The sequence below is a fragment of the Psychrobacter sp. GW64-MNA-CIBAN-0177 genome (genome assembly GCF_040309585.1).
Classification (GTDB): domain Bacteria; phylum Pseudomonadota; class Gammaproteobacteria; order Pseudomonadales; family Moraxellaceae; genus Psychrobacter; species Psychrobacter okhotskensis.
Genome location: NZ_JBEOOY010000001.1, coordinates 1 through 19972 on the forward strand (window position 1 = coordinate 1; position 19972 = coordinate 19972).

The 19972-nt window shown below is 39.9% G+C and carries 12 protein-coding genes; 2 read left to right on the plus strand and 10 right to left on the minus strand.

Going from position 1 to position 19972, the window contains the following annotated elements:
• Nucleotides 1-281 precede the first annotated feature (281 nt).
• Nucleotides 282-1463 (plus strand): hypothetical protein, encoded by a 1182-nt coding sequence (locus tag AAEY79_RS00005; RefSeq protein WP_352286684.1) that lies wholly within the window; start codon nucleotides 282-284, stop codon nucleotides 1461-1463.
• An 83-nt stretch (nucleotides 1464-1546) separates the two neighbouring features.
• The gene (locus AAEY79_RS00010; RefSeq protein ID WP_352286687.1) at nucleotides 1547-5275 is read left to right on the plus strand and encodes a PIN domain-containing protein; all 3729 of its coding nucleotides are present in this window, start codon (nucleotides 1547-1549) and stop codon (nucleotides 5273-5275) included.
• 24 nt (nucleotides 5276-5299) lie between these two features.
• Here AAEY79_RS00010 and AAEY79_RS00015 read toward each other — a convergent pair whose 3' ends face one another.
• The 10 genes from AAEY79_RS00015 to AAEY79_RS00060 all read right to left on the minus strand — a co-directional run bounded on the left by AAEY79_RS00015 (nucleotide 5300) and on the right by AAEY79_RS00060 (nucleotide 19761).
• Nucleotides 5300-5404, minus strand: coding sequence for a DUF2256 domain-containing protein (locus AAEY79_RS00015; RefSeq protein ID WP_352286967.1), 105 nt, complete (start codon nucleotides 5402-5404; stop codon nucleotides 5300-5302).
• A 175-nt stretch (nucleotides 5405-5579) separates the two neighbouring features.
• Entirely contained in the window at nucleotides 5580-6494 is a 915-nt protein-coding gene (locus tag AAEY79_RS00020) for an Abi family protein (RefSeq protein ID WP_352286690.1), read from the minus strand.
• Between the two features lie 56 nt (nucleotides 6495-6550).
• Nucleotides 6551-6646, minus strand: coding sequence for a DUF2256 domain-containing protein (locus tag AAEY79_RS00025; RefSeq protein WP_173240201.1), 96 nt, complete (start codon nucleotides 6644-6646; stop codon nucleotides 6551-6553).
• Between the two features lie 12 nt (nucleotides 6647-6658).
• The gene (locus AAEY79_RS00030) at nucleotides 6659-7846 is read right to left on the minus strand and encodes a M48 family metallopeptidase (RefSeq protein ID WP_352286693.1); all 1188 of its coding nucleotides are present in this window, start codon (nucleotides 7844-7846) and stop codon (nucleotides 6659-6661) included.
• Between the two features lie 109 nt (nucleotides 7847-7955).
• Nucleotides 7956-9140 carry a YjgN family protein gene (locus tag AAEY79_RS00035; protein ID WP_201566297.1) on the minus strand — a complete coding sequence of 395 codons (1185 nt, stop codon included), beginning with the start codon at nucleotides 9138-9140 and terminating at the stop codon, nucleotides 7956-7958.
• A 466-nt stretch (nucleotides 9141-9606) separates the two neighbouring features.
• A complete protein-coding gene (locus AAEY79_RS00040; protein WP_101210898.1) occupies nucleotides 9607-9753 on the minus strand; it encodes a DUF2256 domain-containing protein in 147 nt (48 codons plus the stop codon).
• Nucleotides 9754-9994: 241 nt separating this feature from the next.
• Complete coding sequence (locus AAEY79_RS00045; protein ID WP_084212304.1) at nucleotides 9995-10156, minus strand: DUF2256 domain-containing protein; 162 nt, start codon at nucleotides 10154-10156, stop codon at nucleotides 9995-9997.
• Nucleotides 10157-10285: 129 nt separating this feature from the next.
• Nucleotides 10286-16528 carry a DNA repair ATPase gene (locus AAEY79_RS00050; RefSeq protein WP_352286697.1) on the minus strand — a complete coding sequence of 2081 codons (6243 nt, stop codon included), beginning with the start codon at nucleotides 16526-16528 and terminating at the stop codon, nucleotides 10286-10288.
• Nucleotides 16529-16808: 280 nt separating this feature from the next.
• On the minus strand, nucleotides 16809-18821 hold the full coding sequence (locus AAEY79_RS00055) for a flotillin family protein (protein WP_240990838.1): 2013 nt from the start codon (nucleotides 18819-18821) through the stop codon (nucleotides 16809-16811).
• A gap of 289 nt (nucleotides 18822-19110) precedes the next feature.
• A complete protein-coding gene (locus AAEY79_RS00060; protein ID WP_025652133.1) occupies nucleotides 19111-19761 on the minus strand; it encodes an OB-fold-containig protein in 651 nt (216 codons plus the stop codon).
• Nucleotides 19762-19972 lie beyond the last annotated feature (211 nt).

Consider the following 19972-nt stretch of genomic DNA (forward strand, 5'->3'; position numbering starts at 1 on the left):
GTTTGGTGACGACTATTTTGTAATATTGCTCTACCATTAAATAGATATTGATGATAAATTCGTCTATGGGCATCTCATGACTCCATTGTGTTCTTGGTCGAAAACAATAGATTAGTGAGATGCTCTTCTTTTTTCAATCACTTTCGAAGTTGAGAGTGGGGTCTTATATATCAATATTCAAAAATAAACACGACACTATGTGACGTCCGCTTTGTCTTTAACCTATATATCAGAGCAACTGTTTGCTAAATTAGTCCTATTATCCGTCACAAGGAAATAGAATGTCCAATAACTCACCAACCGAAAACGATAAAGTCTTAGACTTTATAAAAGCTCCATCTAAAGAAATAATTATTGGATTAATAACCACCTTACTGGGTGGTTCCGTCATTTCCTACGTCATTTCCCGTATATTTATTAAGTCCTATATGACGACAATAGGCTTTAATACTCTAGAATATAGTGCTTTAACAAATTATGAAACTGCAGCATTATTAACTTTAGCAATATTTACAGTTTTACTAGCAATTATTTTCATTTTTAGCTTTGTACCAATGTATTTAAGGTTCACTTATAACGATACTAAACCGTTGTTTGAAGAAATACATAATAAATATTCAAAATATATTGATTGGTTTTTCTTTTTTTGTTTTTTATTACCTTTAGGTATTTTAATCTTAGTATTCCTTGAGAAATCTTTTGAATACTATGTATTAACAGGCCTATCTTCTGGACTAATATTCCTTTTTATTTTATTCAAATCTTGGAATTCAACTAAAGCTGAAGATAAGTTTAAAATCATTTATAACGGTTTTCTATTTTCAATGCTAACCTTTTTAGCCTTCACACCCTTCTTAAAGGTAATAGAGACGATTGATTCCTTGAATGTAGAAAGCTGGATATCTTATTTGATTTTATTCATTGTTTGGGTTTTATTATCAGCATCTTATGGATTTAGGATTACTAAAGCACAACCTATACATTATCTAATAGATATTGCTGTCTCTATACTGGTATTGCTGGGAATAATTATAATGAGCACTAATACGATTAAAATACCTATTGCAAATTTCGTTGGTATAAAAGACAATGAGGCTCACATCTATAAGATATCGCCTGATGACTTTATAGATATAGAGAATAATATTAAAGCCTTTTGGGATGATTCTTATAGCTCTAAGCAACCGCCTAACAATCAATCAAAAGATACAGAAGGTTATTATTTAGCATCTGCTATCAATAGCCTCAACGAAGACATCTATTTGTATGCAAAAGTAATATTTCGTGATAGTGAGCATGCAATTTTATGTCCACCACAATATAAAGTAGGTAAAGACGAATATAATGAAACTTGTTTTATAACCAAATCAGCATATCTAATACCTACCCCTTTGACAATGCCTACTCTTGATAGAAATCCTAAAATTAAAGATAAACTTTGGATACCTTTGAAAAAAAAATAGTGGCATATAAGATTTAGTCTAAACTATGTTAAAAATATCGATATATACAGTAACGAGAGCTCTAAGTTAAGGAACATTTTACAATGTCTTATAAACCTCAAGTCCTAAAACCTAGTACTGAACAGGATTTTGAGACTCTTTGTGCTCATATTTACGGAGAGGTTTTTAATTGTAAGACACCTACAATATATGGACGTAGAGGTCAAAAACAATATGGTTTAGATATTCTGGTTTATAAAGACAATCTAAATAAATCAAGTAATTTAATAGGCGTTCAATGTAAACATGTCACAAAACTGCCTTTTGATGGCCCTGATAGCGTAACTATTGTTAAAGAAATTGCGAAAGCTGACAGTGGTCAACAACAAATTTCACAACTCTTAATAGCTACATCCTTACCATCTGACAGAAAGTTGACTGATGCTGTAAATGCTTTATCAGAAAAACGTGTTAGTGAAGGAAAGTTTCCAGTAGAAGTTCAATTCTGGAATGATATTGAAAATCATATATTTAACTCGAGCAACTTGAGCGAAAGATATCATTCAAACAGTGATTACTCAGAAAAAATAAAACAGGCAAAAGAAAGGTTTAACAAAGAACGGTATTCAGAAGTTATAGATTCATTGACAGTTGATAATATTAAATTAATGAACCATGTGGAGAAATATGAAGTTTATTATCTATTGGCAAACTGTTACCACTTGATAGAGCAAAACGATAAATTCACTCACTATGCCTCAAAAATTAAAGATTTTGGATGGTGTGATGAAAGGCATAACGTATTAATCATCATAGACAACATTATCAATGATGATACTGATAATGCTTTAAAGATTATTGGGACCTGCATTATTAAAGAGCCTGATAATACTCAGTATGAAATTTTAAAATATTTAGTAGAAATGAATCAAGGTAGTATTACAGACTTCGAAGATTTACCTGAAGCTCCAAGGAATGCATACTCTATCAAACTCAACTATATGAGATATTATTCGAATTACAATCAGTTTGATAAATACGATGAAATAGACAAGCTAATTAGTAAAGATGAACGCTCAAAACCTTCATTTATCATTCTATCTCTTGAATCTTCTCTCCTGAGGTATGAGGCAATAAAGAGTCAACATCATTATATTGAAGCTGAGTTAAATTCTTTAGAATCAAACTTGAATATAAACCAGATTGATGTGCCTTCATTAAAAAAATATGTAATAAACAGCATTATTACTGCAAATTGCGTCATAAATAACGAAGAATCAGTTAAGCATTATTACAGACTAACGAAAACTACCCAATGTGGGATACTTCCAGAAACCATTATTAATCTCGTTTCGTTTACTAAAAGAAACTCAGATAAAGCGTTTTTCCTAAAGGTCTATAAAGATCATTCTAATTCAGAAATTATAAAATATTTGATTGACGGCTTATATCATTTCGGTGAAATGAATAAACTAAATTATCTAATTGATTCAAATAGCGATATTGGAGAACCTTTAACCAACGAAATAAGATCTTTCGTTGCAGTTAACCAACTTGACAATACCGTTTTTTTAACATTCTTAGATGAAGTAGATTTATTTAGTACTAACACTCTTAGAGGCTTGGCTCTATTAGGTTTAAGGTTATATCGTACTAACAATGAGAAATTTGATAAATTAAATAGAACTATATCCTCTATTAATACGTCTGATAGTGATCTAAAAACTTTACTAGCTGACTATTACTTTAAAACTAAGCAGTACAGAGCTTGTAGCGATACATTAGACACTCTTATCAATCAATCTAATGAAGAATATCTGTTAATCATCCAGATTCATTCTTTGATTGAAAGCTTTCAATATCAAAAGGCTAAAAACTTCGTAGATCAGAATAGTCACAATTTTGATAAATATCTTAGCGATTTTGCTAGTTTAGTTAGCAAGTTAGGTAATAAGACTCAAGATTTTAGTGCTGCTGAAATGCTACTGCCCAGACTTGATAAGTACAGCAACTCATCTTGGTACTGGCGTTTAAAGCTTTTTTTAAGTATTCACAATGATAATATAGGCCAGTTGAAAAAAGATACGAGACTAATTCCATTAGATCTAGACAATAATCCTGCAGATATATGCTGGCTAGCTTCTTACGAACTACGATATTCAAAACAAGAAAAAGCTATTGAAAGAGTTATTAATCTTTGGCGCTCAAACCCAACTGACTTAGAAGTGCTCTCAGCCATTCAAGATTTACTTCTTGATACAATGCTTTCTCGCAAACTTCCAAATAATTCAAATCCTTTGTTTGATCTAAATTTTATCGAAGTCGTTGATGGCTGCTTTGTTTCATATTTTGAAGAAGACAAACTTAAAGGGAAATATATCGATTCTAAGTCTTCAGGTAAGAATTTAGATATTATAATTTCACCTAACGATGAATTAGGTCAGCAGTTTTTAGGTAAAGCTGTTGGTGAAGAGTTTGAAATTATAGGAAAGTTTGGTGTAAGACGGAATATTAAAATTGAAGAAATTTTATCGATACCTTTAGCGATATATAGAAAGAATATAGAGATGACATCAGACATCAACAACCCTTTTAATATGGTTTCTTTCACAGCAGACTTTAATACAGAAGAAGGCATAGCAAAGTTTATTAAGGATATCAATCAGACTTCACGTTCTAATGAACAATTAGAGCGACAGTTAAAAGCCTATCAAGAAAGCCCGATGACTATAACCTGTCTAGCTGATTATATTGGAAAGGATATCTCCGAAATTACTTATAGCTGGTTAAATGATTCTCGATTTACTCTGAGAACGATTGATGATCACTATACTGTTGATATTAGCATTGATGATCTAGAAACTTTACTAGAAAAACAATCTACAGTAGTGATCGATTTATTTACGTTATTAGAGTTACAGCGTTTAGAAACTCTAGACCTTATTACTTCCAATCTGTCTATATATATTCCCAAAATCCTGCTTACAAATTTAAAAGCGCTAAGTGATAGGCATATATATGAATATAAAGGAGGAGACAAGCCCTTATCGATTCATTCAAACGATAACAATTTTACTGTGAATGAAATGGACATACAGTTGCTTGAAAAGCGTTCAAATGATTTGAAGTTTTTAGTTGAATATGTCGAAAGCAATATGCAAGTTACTCCTGCTTATGGAAACAATTCAAACTCAAAAATTATAGAAGCGCTCAATAGTTTTCTTCCTGAAGCAGATAAGTCCATCATCAGACTGTGTCAAGAAAAGAGCATACCACTTCTGTCTCTTGATGCAAGATTAAGAGCGCTTGCCCATCAAGCTGGAGTGGATACGATAAATTTTCACGACTATTTATTACTAAGTACTTCAACAAATAAAAGTAGATACATAAACTTCCAGACTAATCAATTTATTGACAACCGAAATGCTGCTGATTTTAAAATTCATGATTTGCTAGATTTCGCATTAAAAGGCAATAATTCATTAAACATAGTTGTTAATAAATTTATAAATCATATAAGTCTACATTATGATTTCGACTTAATATTGAAGCAATTAGGTATTTTAATAAACATCATAATTTCAAAAAAAATTATGCCTACTAATGGCTTTATTGAAAGAGTTTGTGAAATACTCTTCTGTAATTTAGCTAACTATAATAAGCTAGATTTTGATAATCATAAGATGTCTCTTAATTCTCATTTTGAAACATACTTTCATCGTCGTCCAATAAGAGTAAATAGCTTTGAAAACATGAAAACTGTGAAAGATAATACCTTATATATAATATATGGAACCTCACGACCATTGCTATGTGCAAGAAATATAGATTAATGTATCTTACGTATGAAAGATCAATCAATTGTCAGTATTACCTTTTCCCCGCCGACACTTCTCTGAACAATAAATTACCTGCTCCCAATCCTTACTCCACCTGAAGTATCGCTGACAAACTAGGTAGATTTTTTGTAGCGATACAAAATTGTAACCAGTTTGTCAAATACATTGTAAGATACTCATACTGTAAGTATAATGATACGCAACAGCACCGCCACCTCTATCTTCCTCCTCTGGTAACATTGGGTTAGAAAACGTGGCGGTTTTCTATTGTCTCAATTTTGATAGGTTGCTGTTCTTATTATTTGATAAAACCTAAACCTGCCAAGGTGATCGCTTTATTTTGCGGTACTGGAAAGTCTGATAAAAGCACATCAATATTCAAACCCCAATTTGAATCTGAGCTAATAATTTTGAGTAAGTGTTGAATCATTATCAAATAAAAATATATGCGCTTATTATCTAAACGTTGCAAACTAGGTATATTCCTATCAACTTGAGCGATAACATCAATATTGACATTCCATAAGCGTCCATGATGAGCACAAATATTTCTAATGTAGTTCAATGACCTCAGCCAACTTGCAAAGACTTTGGCGTTATTGACGCCATATAGTTTTGAAATTTGTTGCTGCTGTCTACCTTTTAAACCTGTATATAGTACTGAAATAGAACCGAAGTCTAACACCTCAACGCCAACCCAAACTGGTAAATACTGATAATGATTGAGATGATGTTCGATAAAAGGTGACTTTCTTGCTCTTCTAATCTGCTCATTATATTTACTTAACCATTTATCATAGCTCCATTGCCCGTTTTGCGAATTTACAAATCGTTGGTCAAAGTTATCTTTATTAAGATGAGCTATTGGACTAATACGTCCTAATGTATGAGCAATATTAGTTCTGACTGACATCTCGATACTTTCAAGTGCTTGTAAACATAATAAACGTAACTGCTTATCAAACAGGTAGATATTCAGTACATCTTCAAACCTAGTGTCATTTATAAAATCATCATCACGTGACATATCTGAGGCTAACATGCGAAAAGGATACCAATAGCCACTCAGTCGATAATAATTTATCTGCGATAAAACATGCTCTGCTTTAACTTTATTTTCAAATATCATTCCTCTGCTTTCGAGAATAGCCACTTGATCTTTATAAGACTGCCATTTTTTAGGTAAGCGTTTTTTGTTGGTTTGAGATGACATATTGAAACCTAATTTGATAGAACATCAATTTTATTATCTATTGGAAAGACGGCTATTTACTCACCCTTCCCCCGCCGACATCGCTCCGAACAACAAATCATCTGCTCCCATTTCTTACACCACGTAAATGGGCGCTGGCAGACGGGGCAGATTTTTTACTTTCTTCACTCACAAACCTTTAGCCCCTGCTCAAAGCACTTACTATATTTTTCTGCCATTTTAATCCGCAACTGGGTATTGGGATGGGTCGATAGGAAGTCGGACAACTTCTCTCCTTCAACCTCTTCAGCTTTTTCATCATCGTCATGCTCATGCTCATGCGTAGCGTCATCGACGTCTGTTGTAGCGCTTACTGTCGTTGAATACTCTTCCATCCGGCTAAGGATATCCACAAAAGCTTGCGGATCTATACCGATCTCAAGCATCTTGTTAAAGGCAAACTCATCTGCTTCAGTTTCGTATTGACGTGAGTAGTGACTTGATACCAGTGCAGTCCCTAGCCCCGTGGCAATTTCACTGATGCCGTCCGGATTGCCTAATACCAGTATGACAATCATCGTGGTTAATGAGTTCTGAGTGAGCATCTCTAAGCTATGACGCTCGACCACATGACCCATCTCATGTAACAGTACCGCATCTATCTCATCATCATTTTGGCTCAATTCTACAAACTTATCGGTCAAAATAATATCGCCAGACGGTAACGCAAAAGCGTTTGGCAGACTTGAGCCGCCTATGCTCATATCCCGAAAGTGTAGCCGATACTGAATATTGTCATCACCACCGAATGGTTTAAGGCGTGTCTTAAACCGAGATATGATTTGCTGTTGTTCAGTACCACTTATTTGAGTGGGTTTTAAGAAGTAACGATCCATAAAATCTAATGACTGATGACCTATAAACTCGCCTGTCTGCTGAGGGAGCGCGTGAGCGACTGTTTGACTCGTCCAAGGAATACCCCATTTAATAAAACTAAATACAAAAACAACAGTGATGACCAACATCGTCAAGACGCTGGTCATTTTTGTTTCATGACGATGTAAGCGTAAACGCCACTTTGAGGCTGTATCGCTGTTTTTATTACTATTGATTATAGTATCGATAGCATCATTATTGTGAGTCGTAAAGAGTGAGCCATCAGTAAGTGTAAGCTTGCGTTCAGTATTTCCTAAGCGATCATTGATCGTCACTTGCGACCACTGACCCGTGATATTTTGATGTCTTTCGCTGTCGTTACCAGTCTCACTAGATACAATTTTTACCTCATATCTCGTTTTAGCTACCGTGAGTTGCGCGGCGCATTGGACCGAGCTATCCTTTGGATACCATTTGCCTGATATTGAATTTATCATTACTGTTCTCACTGTATCCACTAGCCAAACGAAGCAATCAAGTGCCATTAACCAAGCCATGATTGAAATAAGGTGTCGATCAATAAGGTGTCGGTTAATAGGATCTGGCTTAGATGGCAATATCTATATCGATATCTAAAACATCACCAATTTCTTCACCAATAGCAGACTGCTCTTGCTCCTTTTGGGTCAGATAACTATTGATATCTATATCTAAGGCTTCTATCCAAGAGTTATCAGCGATATAACGGGCCACACGGACTTTTGCCCAAGGCAATGCTAAGCCCGCAGTAAATAGAACCAATAGCATATTGGTCGCTAACACATAAAAATAACCTTTAGCGCTGACGGTTGACTTAAAAGTGATGGCTCTATCCAACGTGGTATTTTCGAACAGATACTGACGTTGACGGCTAAATGAATAGGCTGTAGCGAATAAGAACGTGGCAATAAAACCAAAATACATAACCAAAAACCCAACAACGAATAATGGATTTGCATCTGCGCTTTCGATGTCACTGGAAATACTGCCAAGGTTAAATCCGCCCGACAACGTAGACGCAAATATTAAGCCGGAGAGTATTAAGAGAACAAATAAACAACCAATAATGATTAGCATTTTTTTAAGTTGAATTTTTATAAATTTTTCGGTGTTGATGTTGATGAAGAAATGACCTTGACCAAATTTTGTCTGACCAATCTGGTATTCTGCTGCTTTTTTTGTAAAGAGTCCTGTGACAAAAATGCCTATGGCTATCGCGGCAATGATACCTACGGCAAATAGTATGAAGGCAAAACTTAAATCAGAACCTTCATCTAGACTGGTCATTGGGACTAGGCTACCAAAGACCAGCAACGCAACTGCTGCATAACCCAATATGGGTATAAGCATATAAATAGTATAGGCGGACTTTAGATTGCCTATGAAGCTAAAGCGCACGTTGCTAAAGCTGGTCATGCGCATATTGAACTTGAGACTGCGCCAGATGATCCAAGGAATAAAAGCAAATAAAATAATGGGTAAAATGACTCCGACGGTAGGTAAAACAGAGCCTACCACCTGTAGGGCAAGCAATATCAGCAAACCGATTAAGTAGCCCAGAAACAGCTGTCTTCCGGTGGCATGGTAATCAAAATATCGATCTGCATATTCAGTATTCGCATAAAAATATCGACGCGTACGTACTTTTGCCCAAGGGTAATAAATGCCTATGGTGACGATGCACAATAAAACATTCACAATCCATATCTTAAAATACTCTGATCCGTCACCTTTAAATTGTATTTGTTTCATCCTATCCTTAGAACCTTAAAATTTGATGTGAATGTTTAGGGCGTGTCCGCATTTTAAAATAGTAATAAAAATAAGAACATGACCTAGTTGAATATGAGTTAAATTGAGTATATTTTTGAGATATTAGGGTCTGTTGAAAAACAGAAAATTTAAAAAAAGCATTATAGATTATAAGCTTAGTAACTTCGAGTATTTTATGGAATTTTGTTGATTGAAATATTTTTGCGATGTTATCGCGACAGGAGTGCTGAATGAGATAGAATCGATTCGCTATTTCACGTTTTGCCCATGATTCAAATAACATTCTTTGTAGTCATTAGCTAATATCTAGCAACGACTGAGATTTTGATTATTGATTTTTTATGAATTGATAAAGCCTAGCAAAACAAAAAATGAGCTGCACCTTCTACTTTTTAAAGATACTTCGATTAAAGACGTGGCAGTTTTCTATTATCGACATTTAAAATCATTCTGTTTTATCCTTACTCCGCCGACAGCGCTCAGAACAATAAATCACCTGCTCCCAATCCTTTTCCCACTTCTTGCGCCACGTAAATGGGCGCTGACAGACTGGGCATACTTTTTGCGGTAGGTTTGCTTTTTTGTGTGCCATGAGCTTCCCTGCGTCACTTTGTATAGTTAATACTAAATAAAATGGATACGTTATTTAATAACGCGAAACTGGTATAAATTTTTCTGGCTTGCTGTGCCTATGCCGACAGAGGCTGCAAAAATCATATTAAAAACTAAGCATCCCAGTCCCGCTGTATCTTTTTCATATTGGACTGAATATAGTATAAAAGGCTGGGTTAAAAACCCAGCCTACAACCAACGCGAAATTTAGATTTAAATTCTTACTTTTGATGATCTAACCCTTCATACTTTTTTACGCGGCGGCATTGGTCGGAACAATAGACCATACTCTCCCAGTTTTTATCCAACTTCTTCGCCCAACTAAATTCGCGCTCGCAGACAGGGCAGAGTTTTTTGCGGACGTTTTTCTTTTTGTGCGCCATACGTTTCTCATTGGTTTGTTTAACATAGTCGAATCAACTGCCACGACTATACATCAATAACTTATCGCTATAGCCTATTAATTATAAGTTCTAATTATCATTATTGCTTATAAGCGTTAATCGTCAGTATCAATCATAGTCATCAAAGATTTTGTTTAGCCTGTTGAGGCTATTGACGATAAGCTTGCCGGATTGATCGGTACTGCTATCAATTGCCAGCTTCTCATCCATCCGCATCGTCAGTGGCGTAAGCGCTTCTTTAAGAGCTGTTGCCATCAGCGCGGTCTGTTGATGAACATCAAGCGTATCGCTGTCTGCCGTTTGGTTCTCATCATTCTTAAGCAGGCTCTCTGTTAAGCTATTAGACAAGCTATCAGCCATTTTTTGTGCCAGTTGCTCAACAGCATCCACCAGCTGCATCATCAGCGCTTTTTGCGCGCCTTGATTTTGTTTGAGATACTCGCCTTCCGCCTTTTCAGTATTGTGATTGTGCTTATATATTTGTACCAGTTGACTCACGCTTTTCTCAAAGCTATGGTCGATACTGTCGCTGACGACTTTGGCATTGTTAATGACGCTATCGGCAATGATTTTCTGTGCTTCTAACTGGGCATTGAGTTGTGCTTGTTGTCCTGCTTGTCGTAAGCGGGCGATTTGCTCTGGGTCATTTTTCGTTAAGTATGTCTCAAACTGGCTACTGATGGTATTGAAGCCACTAGCCAAGTCGACCAACTGGGCAACGATACGCGCGCCAGTATCACCGTCTTCACCGCCCATGGCTTTATTACGTAAGAAGTCGGCTTTGATTTGTGCCCAACGCTCTTTTTCTGCGTCAGTCAACACACCGCGCATCTCGCCAAGCTTTAGAAGGTTGCTCTCTGCGCCTTGGGTCAATAGCTGCGACTCACCCAAATAGTGATCGTCTATCAGCTGGTTCAGCTCGTTTTCATTCATGACCGCCGATAGCTTTTCGGTCATCTTATTCATATTGCGATAACTGCCTTGCAGCTTAAATATCGGCTCGACACGGTATTTATCATCTTGTGATGCTGAGGCAATATAGGCTTGATTAACGTCAAGAATGACTTCTTGCACCCTAAACATATGGCGCAAGATAGCGATAATCTCGTTAACCTCTGAAGTGCTATACGGATACGTCAGCTCGCTGCTCTGTGCTTGGGCGAGGTTGGCATTGTCCGTTTTTGCCATTTTAATCAAACGATGAACATCCGCTAAGTCACGGTTGGCCAGTGGTGCGAGAACGGTATTAGAGGTCAGTGAGTTTTCAATATAACTGAGCGCAAATACCTCTTCCATGCCGCTCATAATATCGCCCAAGTTATAGATATCGGCGCGGTTGGCGAGCATATCAGGGACTTTAAAGGCCTCACCGCTTTCGGTGTACGGGTTACCCGCCATGACCACACAGAACTTTTTGCCACGCATGTCATAGGTTTTGGTTTTGCCTTGCCAGACGCCATCGATACGGCGCGTGCCATCACCTAATGAGATAAACTTCTGCAAAAATTCCGCATGCGTATGCTGAATATCATCGAGATAGAGCATGACGTTATTGCCCATCTCAAAGGCTAAGTTGATTTTATTCAGCTCTTCTCGGGCGGTGGCATTAGGTGCTTTTTCGGGATCTAATGAGGTGACATCATGACCGAGTGATGGACAGTTAATCTTCATAAAGATAAGGCCGAGACGATTGGCCACATACTCCATCAAGGTGGTTTTACCGTAACCTGGTGGCGATATCATCATTAGGATACCCATCAGATCGGTACGCTTATCCTCGCCGATCGTGCCCATCTGTTTGGCAAGGTTGTCACCAATTAACGGCAAATAGCTCTCATTAATCAGACGGTTACGCACAAAGGAGGACAGTGGTCGCGGCATAAACTCGTCCAGTCGCAACGTCTCTTTTGAATCATGCAAAATCTCTGAGCGCATGGCTAGATAGCGTCTGTAAGCAGGGATGACTTGGGTATCATGGTGATGCAGACGATTTAAGAAGTCATCGACCGCAAAGGTCAAGGTCTGCTGATGAATACGTGTATGCTCACCTAGTAAGTTATTAATTTGAATCTCAAGCGATACTTTACCTGTGCTGCGCTCAAAGCTCTGCACTTGATTGAGCGGATTGTTGAGGCTGGTCAGCGAGGTTGTGGCTGAGAATGACAACGTAGATGGCGTGCCAGTGGCGCTCTTATCGAAACTAATACCTGAATCAATGAGGCGCTGTACCAAGGCTTCACGCTGGGTATCATTTAACTGGGTAAGTAAGACCGCAATCGCTTCGGGCACATAATGACGGCCACTTTCTAGCTGTTGTTTGCGTAGTGCTTCTTTTTCTTGACTCTCAGCAAGCTGCTCTTCAGTGAGGGCCGCGCCTTCCTCATTCGTGCCATCAGCTGATACGTTAGCCGACTCAGTATCACCATAGGTCTTATCAAGTAACGCATGAAACCATGTGGCTAGTAGCTCATAGGCTGACTTGGGTTGAAAACCCAGCTTACTGATAGAAGACTGTAGCTGCTCAAAACTGGTCGTATTTTGCGTGCTGCCGGCAGCGCTATTCAACGTTTGGCTTAACTGCTCACACAACTGCTGCGCTTGTTGACTCGTTTGCCAGTCTATCTTGGCATCTACGCCACTATCAGAGATACTCGCCTGCCCTATGACGCTCACCAGATACTCACTGGCAAGCTGGACATAGCTTGGTTTAAAGATGTTAGCGTTATGAATATCGCTATTTTCAGAACCTAGCTTTGAATCCAAGCCTGATTTTGACTGCTTACTAGCGCCGTTATCAACGCTACTGCCTTTATTAACACCAATACTGTCATCATTATGAGCGGTGACAAACTGATGCATGATTTGACTCATGTCCTCAACGAGCAGAGATTTGGCTGTGTCGCTACCCAGTGCACGGCGCAGTTGCTCAGCGGTAGCGGCTCTATCTGTCCAGTTGCTCGCACGCGTCAGCACTGATTCATTCAGCCAATTATCATAACCAAACTGACGTAAGGCGTCTAAGCCAAGCGCTTGCACGAGGTTCAATTGCCAATAAAACAACTGTGCCAAGGCACGTACTTGCGGGGTATAAATCAGTAGCCCTGCTTCACGCAATGTCGGTAGTATTTGCATCAATAATAGCGTGGCATCATGGTCATGAATGCCCTTGTCATAACCGAGCTGATAGCGAGGGGTGGCGTAAGCTTTGACCAATTTAGACAATGGGCTGTCATTATCAATATCACCATTAATATCAAGGGTAATGATGGTCGCATCGTATGCTTGATATAGGCGCGTTTCAGTCAGGCCGTCTTGGCTATTTTTGGCACTTTCGATAATGCTATAAGCCAAGTACTCCGCACGGTATACCTTGTCAGATTCGGAGGCGATATTCATGTCCCAATACGGGCGCAAGGCGTTTAGCTCAGCATTATTAAGCACTTCATAATAATCTGTACCCGTTAGATGCAAGTTCAGCACGCGCTTGCCATCTGACTGCTGACGACTCAATAAGGTCAAATCAAGAGGCTGAGTATTAACCGAAAAACGATGCTTACCCAGTTTGATAATCTGACCACCATCTTCAAACAAGTCTGACTTGTCTTTTAAGCTCTTATAGCTCTCGATTTGAATGGCTTTTAGGCGCGCATCGATGTCATCAGCTTTGACACTAAAGCCCATCGCTTGCAGCTCTTTGGCGATATTACGTACTTTTTGTACCAGTCCGTCGGCAGCAAAATACGTATTGAGCGCTTCCTCTTCCTTAAAGCCGGTGACGCCTGTGCTTTGCGTGCGTTTTTTGATACTCTCAAGCATCCGCAGCGCGCCATCGCCTAAGTTCTGCGCTTTGCGGTTGCGGGCATCGAGCAATTGCTGCTTATGATTCTCAAAAGTCTCGTAAATCTCTTCACGCTTGCTGATGATGTCGGCTAAAAATTGATCGCCACTACCGCTCTCTGGGTCCGCGAACTGGCTTTCTAACTCTTCCAACTGCACCAGCAATTTTGCCATTTGCTCGTCTGATTTCTCAGGCGTATTGGCAATGGATAAGGCATTAGCAATCGACTGACCAAATAGCTTGAACTGCGCGCCAAACTGCGCGACTGCTTCAGCCGATCCTAAATTTTTGCGCTTATGATTAAGCTTGGCTTTGCTCTGATTGAGACTCGCATAAATGGTCGATATATCATCGATAATTTGGGTACGTACCGTAGCATCAGCAACATCTAATGTGCCTAATAGCTCAGTCAACAAATCTAAGCCTTGCGCTGTCTCGTCAATTTTTTCTAGCACAGGTTTTAATTCAGCATTGGTTTCTGCGGTATGTAAACGCTCACTGACATCGATCAATATACCTTCGTAACTTGAGAGTGCCTCTTCCCCGCTTAAAAACAGCACGGTTTTTTCGGCAAGCTCGCTCTCTGCTGTTGCTAGCTGAGTCTGCAACGCTTCTAATTTATCACTATCTAAATAGCGTAAATCCTCTAGGCTAACCAAACGGCCCTTTTGCCGTCTTAATGCTGACAGCTGATCGACATAATCACTGGCAGACTCAAAGGTGGTGACGCGTATCTGCCGCAAAATCTCATTTTGCTGCGTGTCGGCATCGGCCAATGCCGTTTGGGTTTGCTTCTGGATGCTTTGTACTTTGGCGAACTCATCAATGACCAATTCAGCCGTCGCCGTCACTTCCTTAATACTACTGGCGACTTCACTCAGCTCAGGCTCAGACAGCCAGTAATAGCTATCAAAGAGACGGCTGGTATTGTCGGCTAATTCTTCATAGAGCTTTTGTGACACGCTTTGATTGTCAATGAGGCGGGTGATGCTATAGAGATCTGAGATGCCGCGCACCAATTCTTTATTGCCAATTTTGCCATAGAAGCTCGTGCTTTCAGGTAATTCACTGACATACTCAGGAGAGGCATAAGGGGTATGCCATATCTGCATCGGGTGAATGCGTGACGGCTCACTTTGGTCACTAAACAGCACCAAGCGCCCATTTTCTGCCAGCGCCATACCATTACAATAAATGGGGTTTGCCAATTGCTTTTTGATAAGGTTGTAGGGAAACAGACCTGTGACACCTAAAGCGACATCATAGAATAAAAATAACACATCTTCGCCATTGGGCGATACGATTTTACGTTTAAACTTTAAGTCTTTGGCACCGACATTATTGGCATCAAACAGCTTATACTCGCCCGTTTGTAAATAATAACCACCCGGAAATATAATGCCGTGATCCTCAGGCAGCTGCACACACGACTGCCCAATTGCATCTAAACGCAGTACCGTTTCGGTCAAGGTGTTATAAACAAAATAGCGATAGCTGTCTTCGCGATACGGCAGTATCTTGAGCAGTATTAAACTGCCAACTTTGGCATAAGCAATCTCGGCATCGGTCAGCGACTGGGTGCGATCATTTACAGGCTCACTATAGATACCCTGCCCTGACTGGGTATTGTCCTCAATTTTAATGGTCAAATCGCCGCCGACGGTTTCTACAAACACCGTATCTAAGATATTCATATGCGGATACTTGCCATTGATCATCTGCTCGCGAGTGGTCTCAATCCAATCAAAATCGTAAGCAGGCGGCAACTCGATATCACGCTCGCCTCGATTGTCTACGTAAGCAATTTGAGCCGATTCAGGTGTGCCTTGACTAAAATCTAACGCAAAACGAAAGACGCGAATATCGGTGATACGCTCGCCAATTTGAAACGCCAATAGCAGCTTGCTGTCTTTGACTGTCAGCTGAATCAGCCGTGTTTGCTTATAATATCGATACAGCTCATTAAAGTCTTGAACAAAGGCCTCTTGATCTAAGAAGGTGTTTTTTAGATCCACTTCTTCTAGCTGATACTCTTGCTCAGTGTGTTCGCGGCTCCCATTGTTATCTGTAGCGCTTTCAGTATTTGCCGTGCTTTCACCATTATCAATATCGGCAGCACTTTCACTATTATTATCACCAACATTCTTGTTAGGAGGATCTATCAATCGATATAGCGACAACACATCTTTGATATTGCTCGCGCGTTTGAGACCCATAAAGACGTTGTAGCCGAATAGCATATAATCACCGACTTGCACCATGTCTTGCGCCACACAGTTATATTCGGTGCGAATGCGGGTGCGAGCGATGACTTGCATTTGGGTACTGCCAAACTCTTGCAAGCGCGCATTGTTCAGCTTGGCCGTTTGCTGCTCTAGACGACTGCCCTGCTCAGTAAGACGCTTTTTAATAAGCTCATAAGCATTGCCTGAGGCGACCGCTTGATCCGTTTGCTCGGATTGATTATGACTATTGGTATTATTTGGATTGGTTGCGTTTTGGGTGTCCGCCATCGTTGCTCGTCCATTTGTATTTTTGGGCAATAAGATAAATCTAAGGAAGTTTTGAATTAAATAAGCACTTGGCTAATCTAAAAAAACCAGCATTGACTACTTGTTTTTTTAGATTAGCCAACTCATGGTTAATAGTAGTCATTAACTACTGTTCTGTTAAAGCGTTTAGATTGAGTTGGTTAAAGCAATCCGCCACATAAGTGACAGACTGCTTATTAATGAAAAAGTTATGGGTCAAATCTTGCTGATAATAAATCAGTCGTGTCGAATAACGATGATACTAAGCCGTTTCATCATCATTCTGCTTATTCGCTTTAGTCATCACTTGATTGGCCATCATTGTATTGATGATACCGCTCAATGTGTCTGATTTACCCGCTAGGCCATCGATGGCTTTACCGATAGACAGTGACTTGGCAAAGTTATCGAAGAAGTGCGCTTCACCGCCCACGATATCGATTTTGGCTTTTTGGAGCGCAACCGCCAAGACTTCAGCGTTTTCTTTGGCAATCTCTTTACCAGCTTCGATAGACGCCATGGCTTCTTGCAGCGCAGTCTCGAGACCCATACGGAACTCTTCGTGCTCGCGCGCTTCTTTGCTCATGCTGCCCATCGCATTGAATTTTTCGACCAGACCATCGGCTTCGGCTTGGAAATGCGCACGGGTGACTTCCGCTTTTGCCAGTCCCACTTCACGCTCCGCTTTGGCATTTGATTCGCCTTGAGCGGCGATAACTTGAGCATTTGCCAGCCCGATATCACGCTCAGCTTTGGCGTTGGATTCGCCGCGCGCCGCGATAACTTCAGCATCAGCCATGCCTTTTTCACGCTCTGATTGCGCTTCGGCTTGACCAGTTGCTCTGATAACGTTGGCTTTGGCAATGCCTTCTTTTTCAAGCGAGGACGCTTTGGCTTCTTGAATAGCCGCTTCGGCAAAGCCGTGTGCCGACTCTTCAGCCTTGATACCTTCCGCCATTTTAATTTTGGCTTCCGAGTCTTTGGCTGAGGCTTCAAGATTAGCGGCAGCCAGCGTGGTAATCTCGACGGCTTTGTGCTTGGCCGACAGCTCTTCGGCTTCGGCTTTTTTGACCTGACGTACTTTGATTTCTTCGGCGTCTGCTTCGGCTGCCAATACGCGCGTCTGTTTAGAACGCTCGGCTTCGCTCACTTCGCGGACTTCTTTGATACGCTCTTCTTCTTGCGCGACCGTTTTGTCTACCGCGATACGCTCACGAATGACATTGGCGATTTCTTTTTTCTCAAGCTCAATTGCGCGTTCAGCTTCGATACGTTGTAAGTCAACTTCACGCTCACGTGAGACGATTTCTAAATCACGAGCACGCGTGACTTTCTCTTCTTCAATCACAACCGCACGCAAGCGGTTCTGACCAGCCACTTCAATTTCACGTTGTTGGTTTTCGCGCTGAATCGCTAAGTCTTGCTCAACTGAAATAATCGCGGTTTCAGACTTTTTGCGCTCTTCTTCTTCAATTTTGCGCGTCTCAGCTGTCTCACGCGCAATGACAGAAGAGATTTCACGTTGCTGTTTGGCTTCGGCATCGGCTTGTTGACGCTCAAGCTCCAGCATTGCCTCTTTGGTCTCAACGTTTTTCTTTTTAACGGCCAACTCTTCGTCACGCTCAAGCTCGTTAGTGATGACGTTTTGGAAGGCTGTTAGCTGAGTAATCTTTTTGATACCTTCAGCATCCAAGATATTGCTTGAATCTAGTGAGGCTTTCGGCGTTTGCTCTAAATAATCAATCGCCACATCTTCTAAGACATAGCCATTCAGATCGTTACCGATTTCTTGGACGATACTGTCACGGAACTCGCTGCGATTTTCAAACAACTTAACGAAATCAATCTGCTTGCCCACAGTTTTTAGTGCTTCTGAGAACTTAGCGTTAAACAGCTCATTGACAGCGACTTTATCAGAGGCGCGCTCAACCCCAACCGATTTGGCAACCTTTAACACGTCTTCTTCGGTTTCATTGACTCGCAAATAAAATGCAACAGTAATGTCCGCACGCATATTATCCGCGCAAATCAGTCCTTCTTTACCTCGTCTATCAACCTCTAAGGTGATGAGTGAGATTCTCATCAATTCTTTTTTATTGATGATAGGCCAAACAAAGCCACCATCAAAACGTACGGCGATTTTACTCACACCATTGATAATCAGTGCTTTGCCTTGCTCAACCTTGAAGTAAAAGGCTTTGAGCATCAAAAGTGCTACCATCATAAAAACAAACGCCAGCACCACAACCACGCCGACGATAATGAGTATGTCCATATCCATTCCTTTAATTAAAACATTCTATAGTCAATCCTACATAAATCAGATACGGCATTAAACGCGCTCAGCCTACTATTCGTAGGACTTGCACTCACTTTTCTTGTATCTCAATTATATTGAATCAACCACAAGCGAATTTAAAACCGTTACGACCATTCTTAAAAATAGTTTATTTTTATCTTACTGAATCATTATTCATTAACCGTTGCCGTCTATTTACTCTGCACGTCTAATCTACGCTAACAGCGACTATTAATAGCCATCACGATTACATTATTGGTGACAGTTACTCATCTTTGACAGAAGCGACTCGATAGGTATTGGCTTCGTCTAAATACTCTATCAATACCACTCTATCGCCTTGTCTTAGCAAATCATCATTAGTGTCTGAGCGAATTTTAAGTATCAATCCTGCGCCGCCATCGTTTAATTCTGCTTCGCCATGTTTGTCGGTCACACTCAGGGTGCGCACAACGGCGATTTTGCCAATATTGCTAGACGCATTCCGTTTGGGAATTTTAGCGATATTTTTGCGAATGGGTGAAATGATAATGCCCGTCAACCACATGGAGACGACCAGTACAAAAATGAGCGCCCCTGTACCGAATAGGTAATACAAAAGACCAGAGTCAAAATATTGATGTAAAAAGCTGGTATATAGGTAGCTTAGCAGCCAACCGATTAAGCTAATCAAGCTTAGTATGATAATTAAAGGCACGCCATAAAGACCAAATTTGAGCATGAGACCGGTAAAAAAGCCAGGCGATGACAAGGGGGAGACATCACTATCTGCCTCACCAAAATCCACGCTATCCATATCCGCCATGCCAAGTAAAGACACCAGCCAATATAGAGTCACGAACATCACAAGCCCCGTAAAAACAATCGTGGGGTACAAACTGATTTTAGTGATAAAGACTAAAAAAGACTCTTGCATGAACCGCTCTCTCCTATTACTCGCTTAATCCAACATATTAATGGCTCGGTTATACAATTTGGCAGTATGTGGTTACAATTTACTCAACTTTGCTCCACTCAGATTCGTTCTGTCAGCTTGCTTATACCAGATTTTTTACCCATAGCTTGATTATTCTATTTTGAATGGCAGGCGATATGGCTATAAGCGCATTGGCTTTAATGAATTTAAG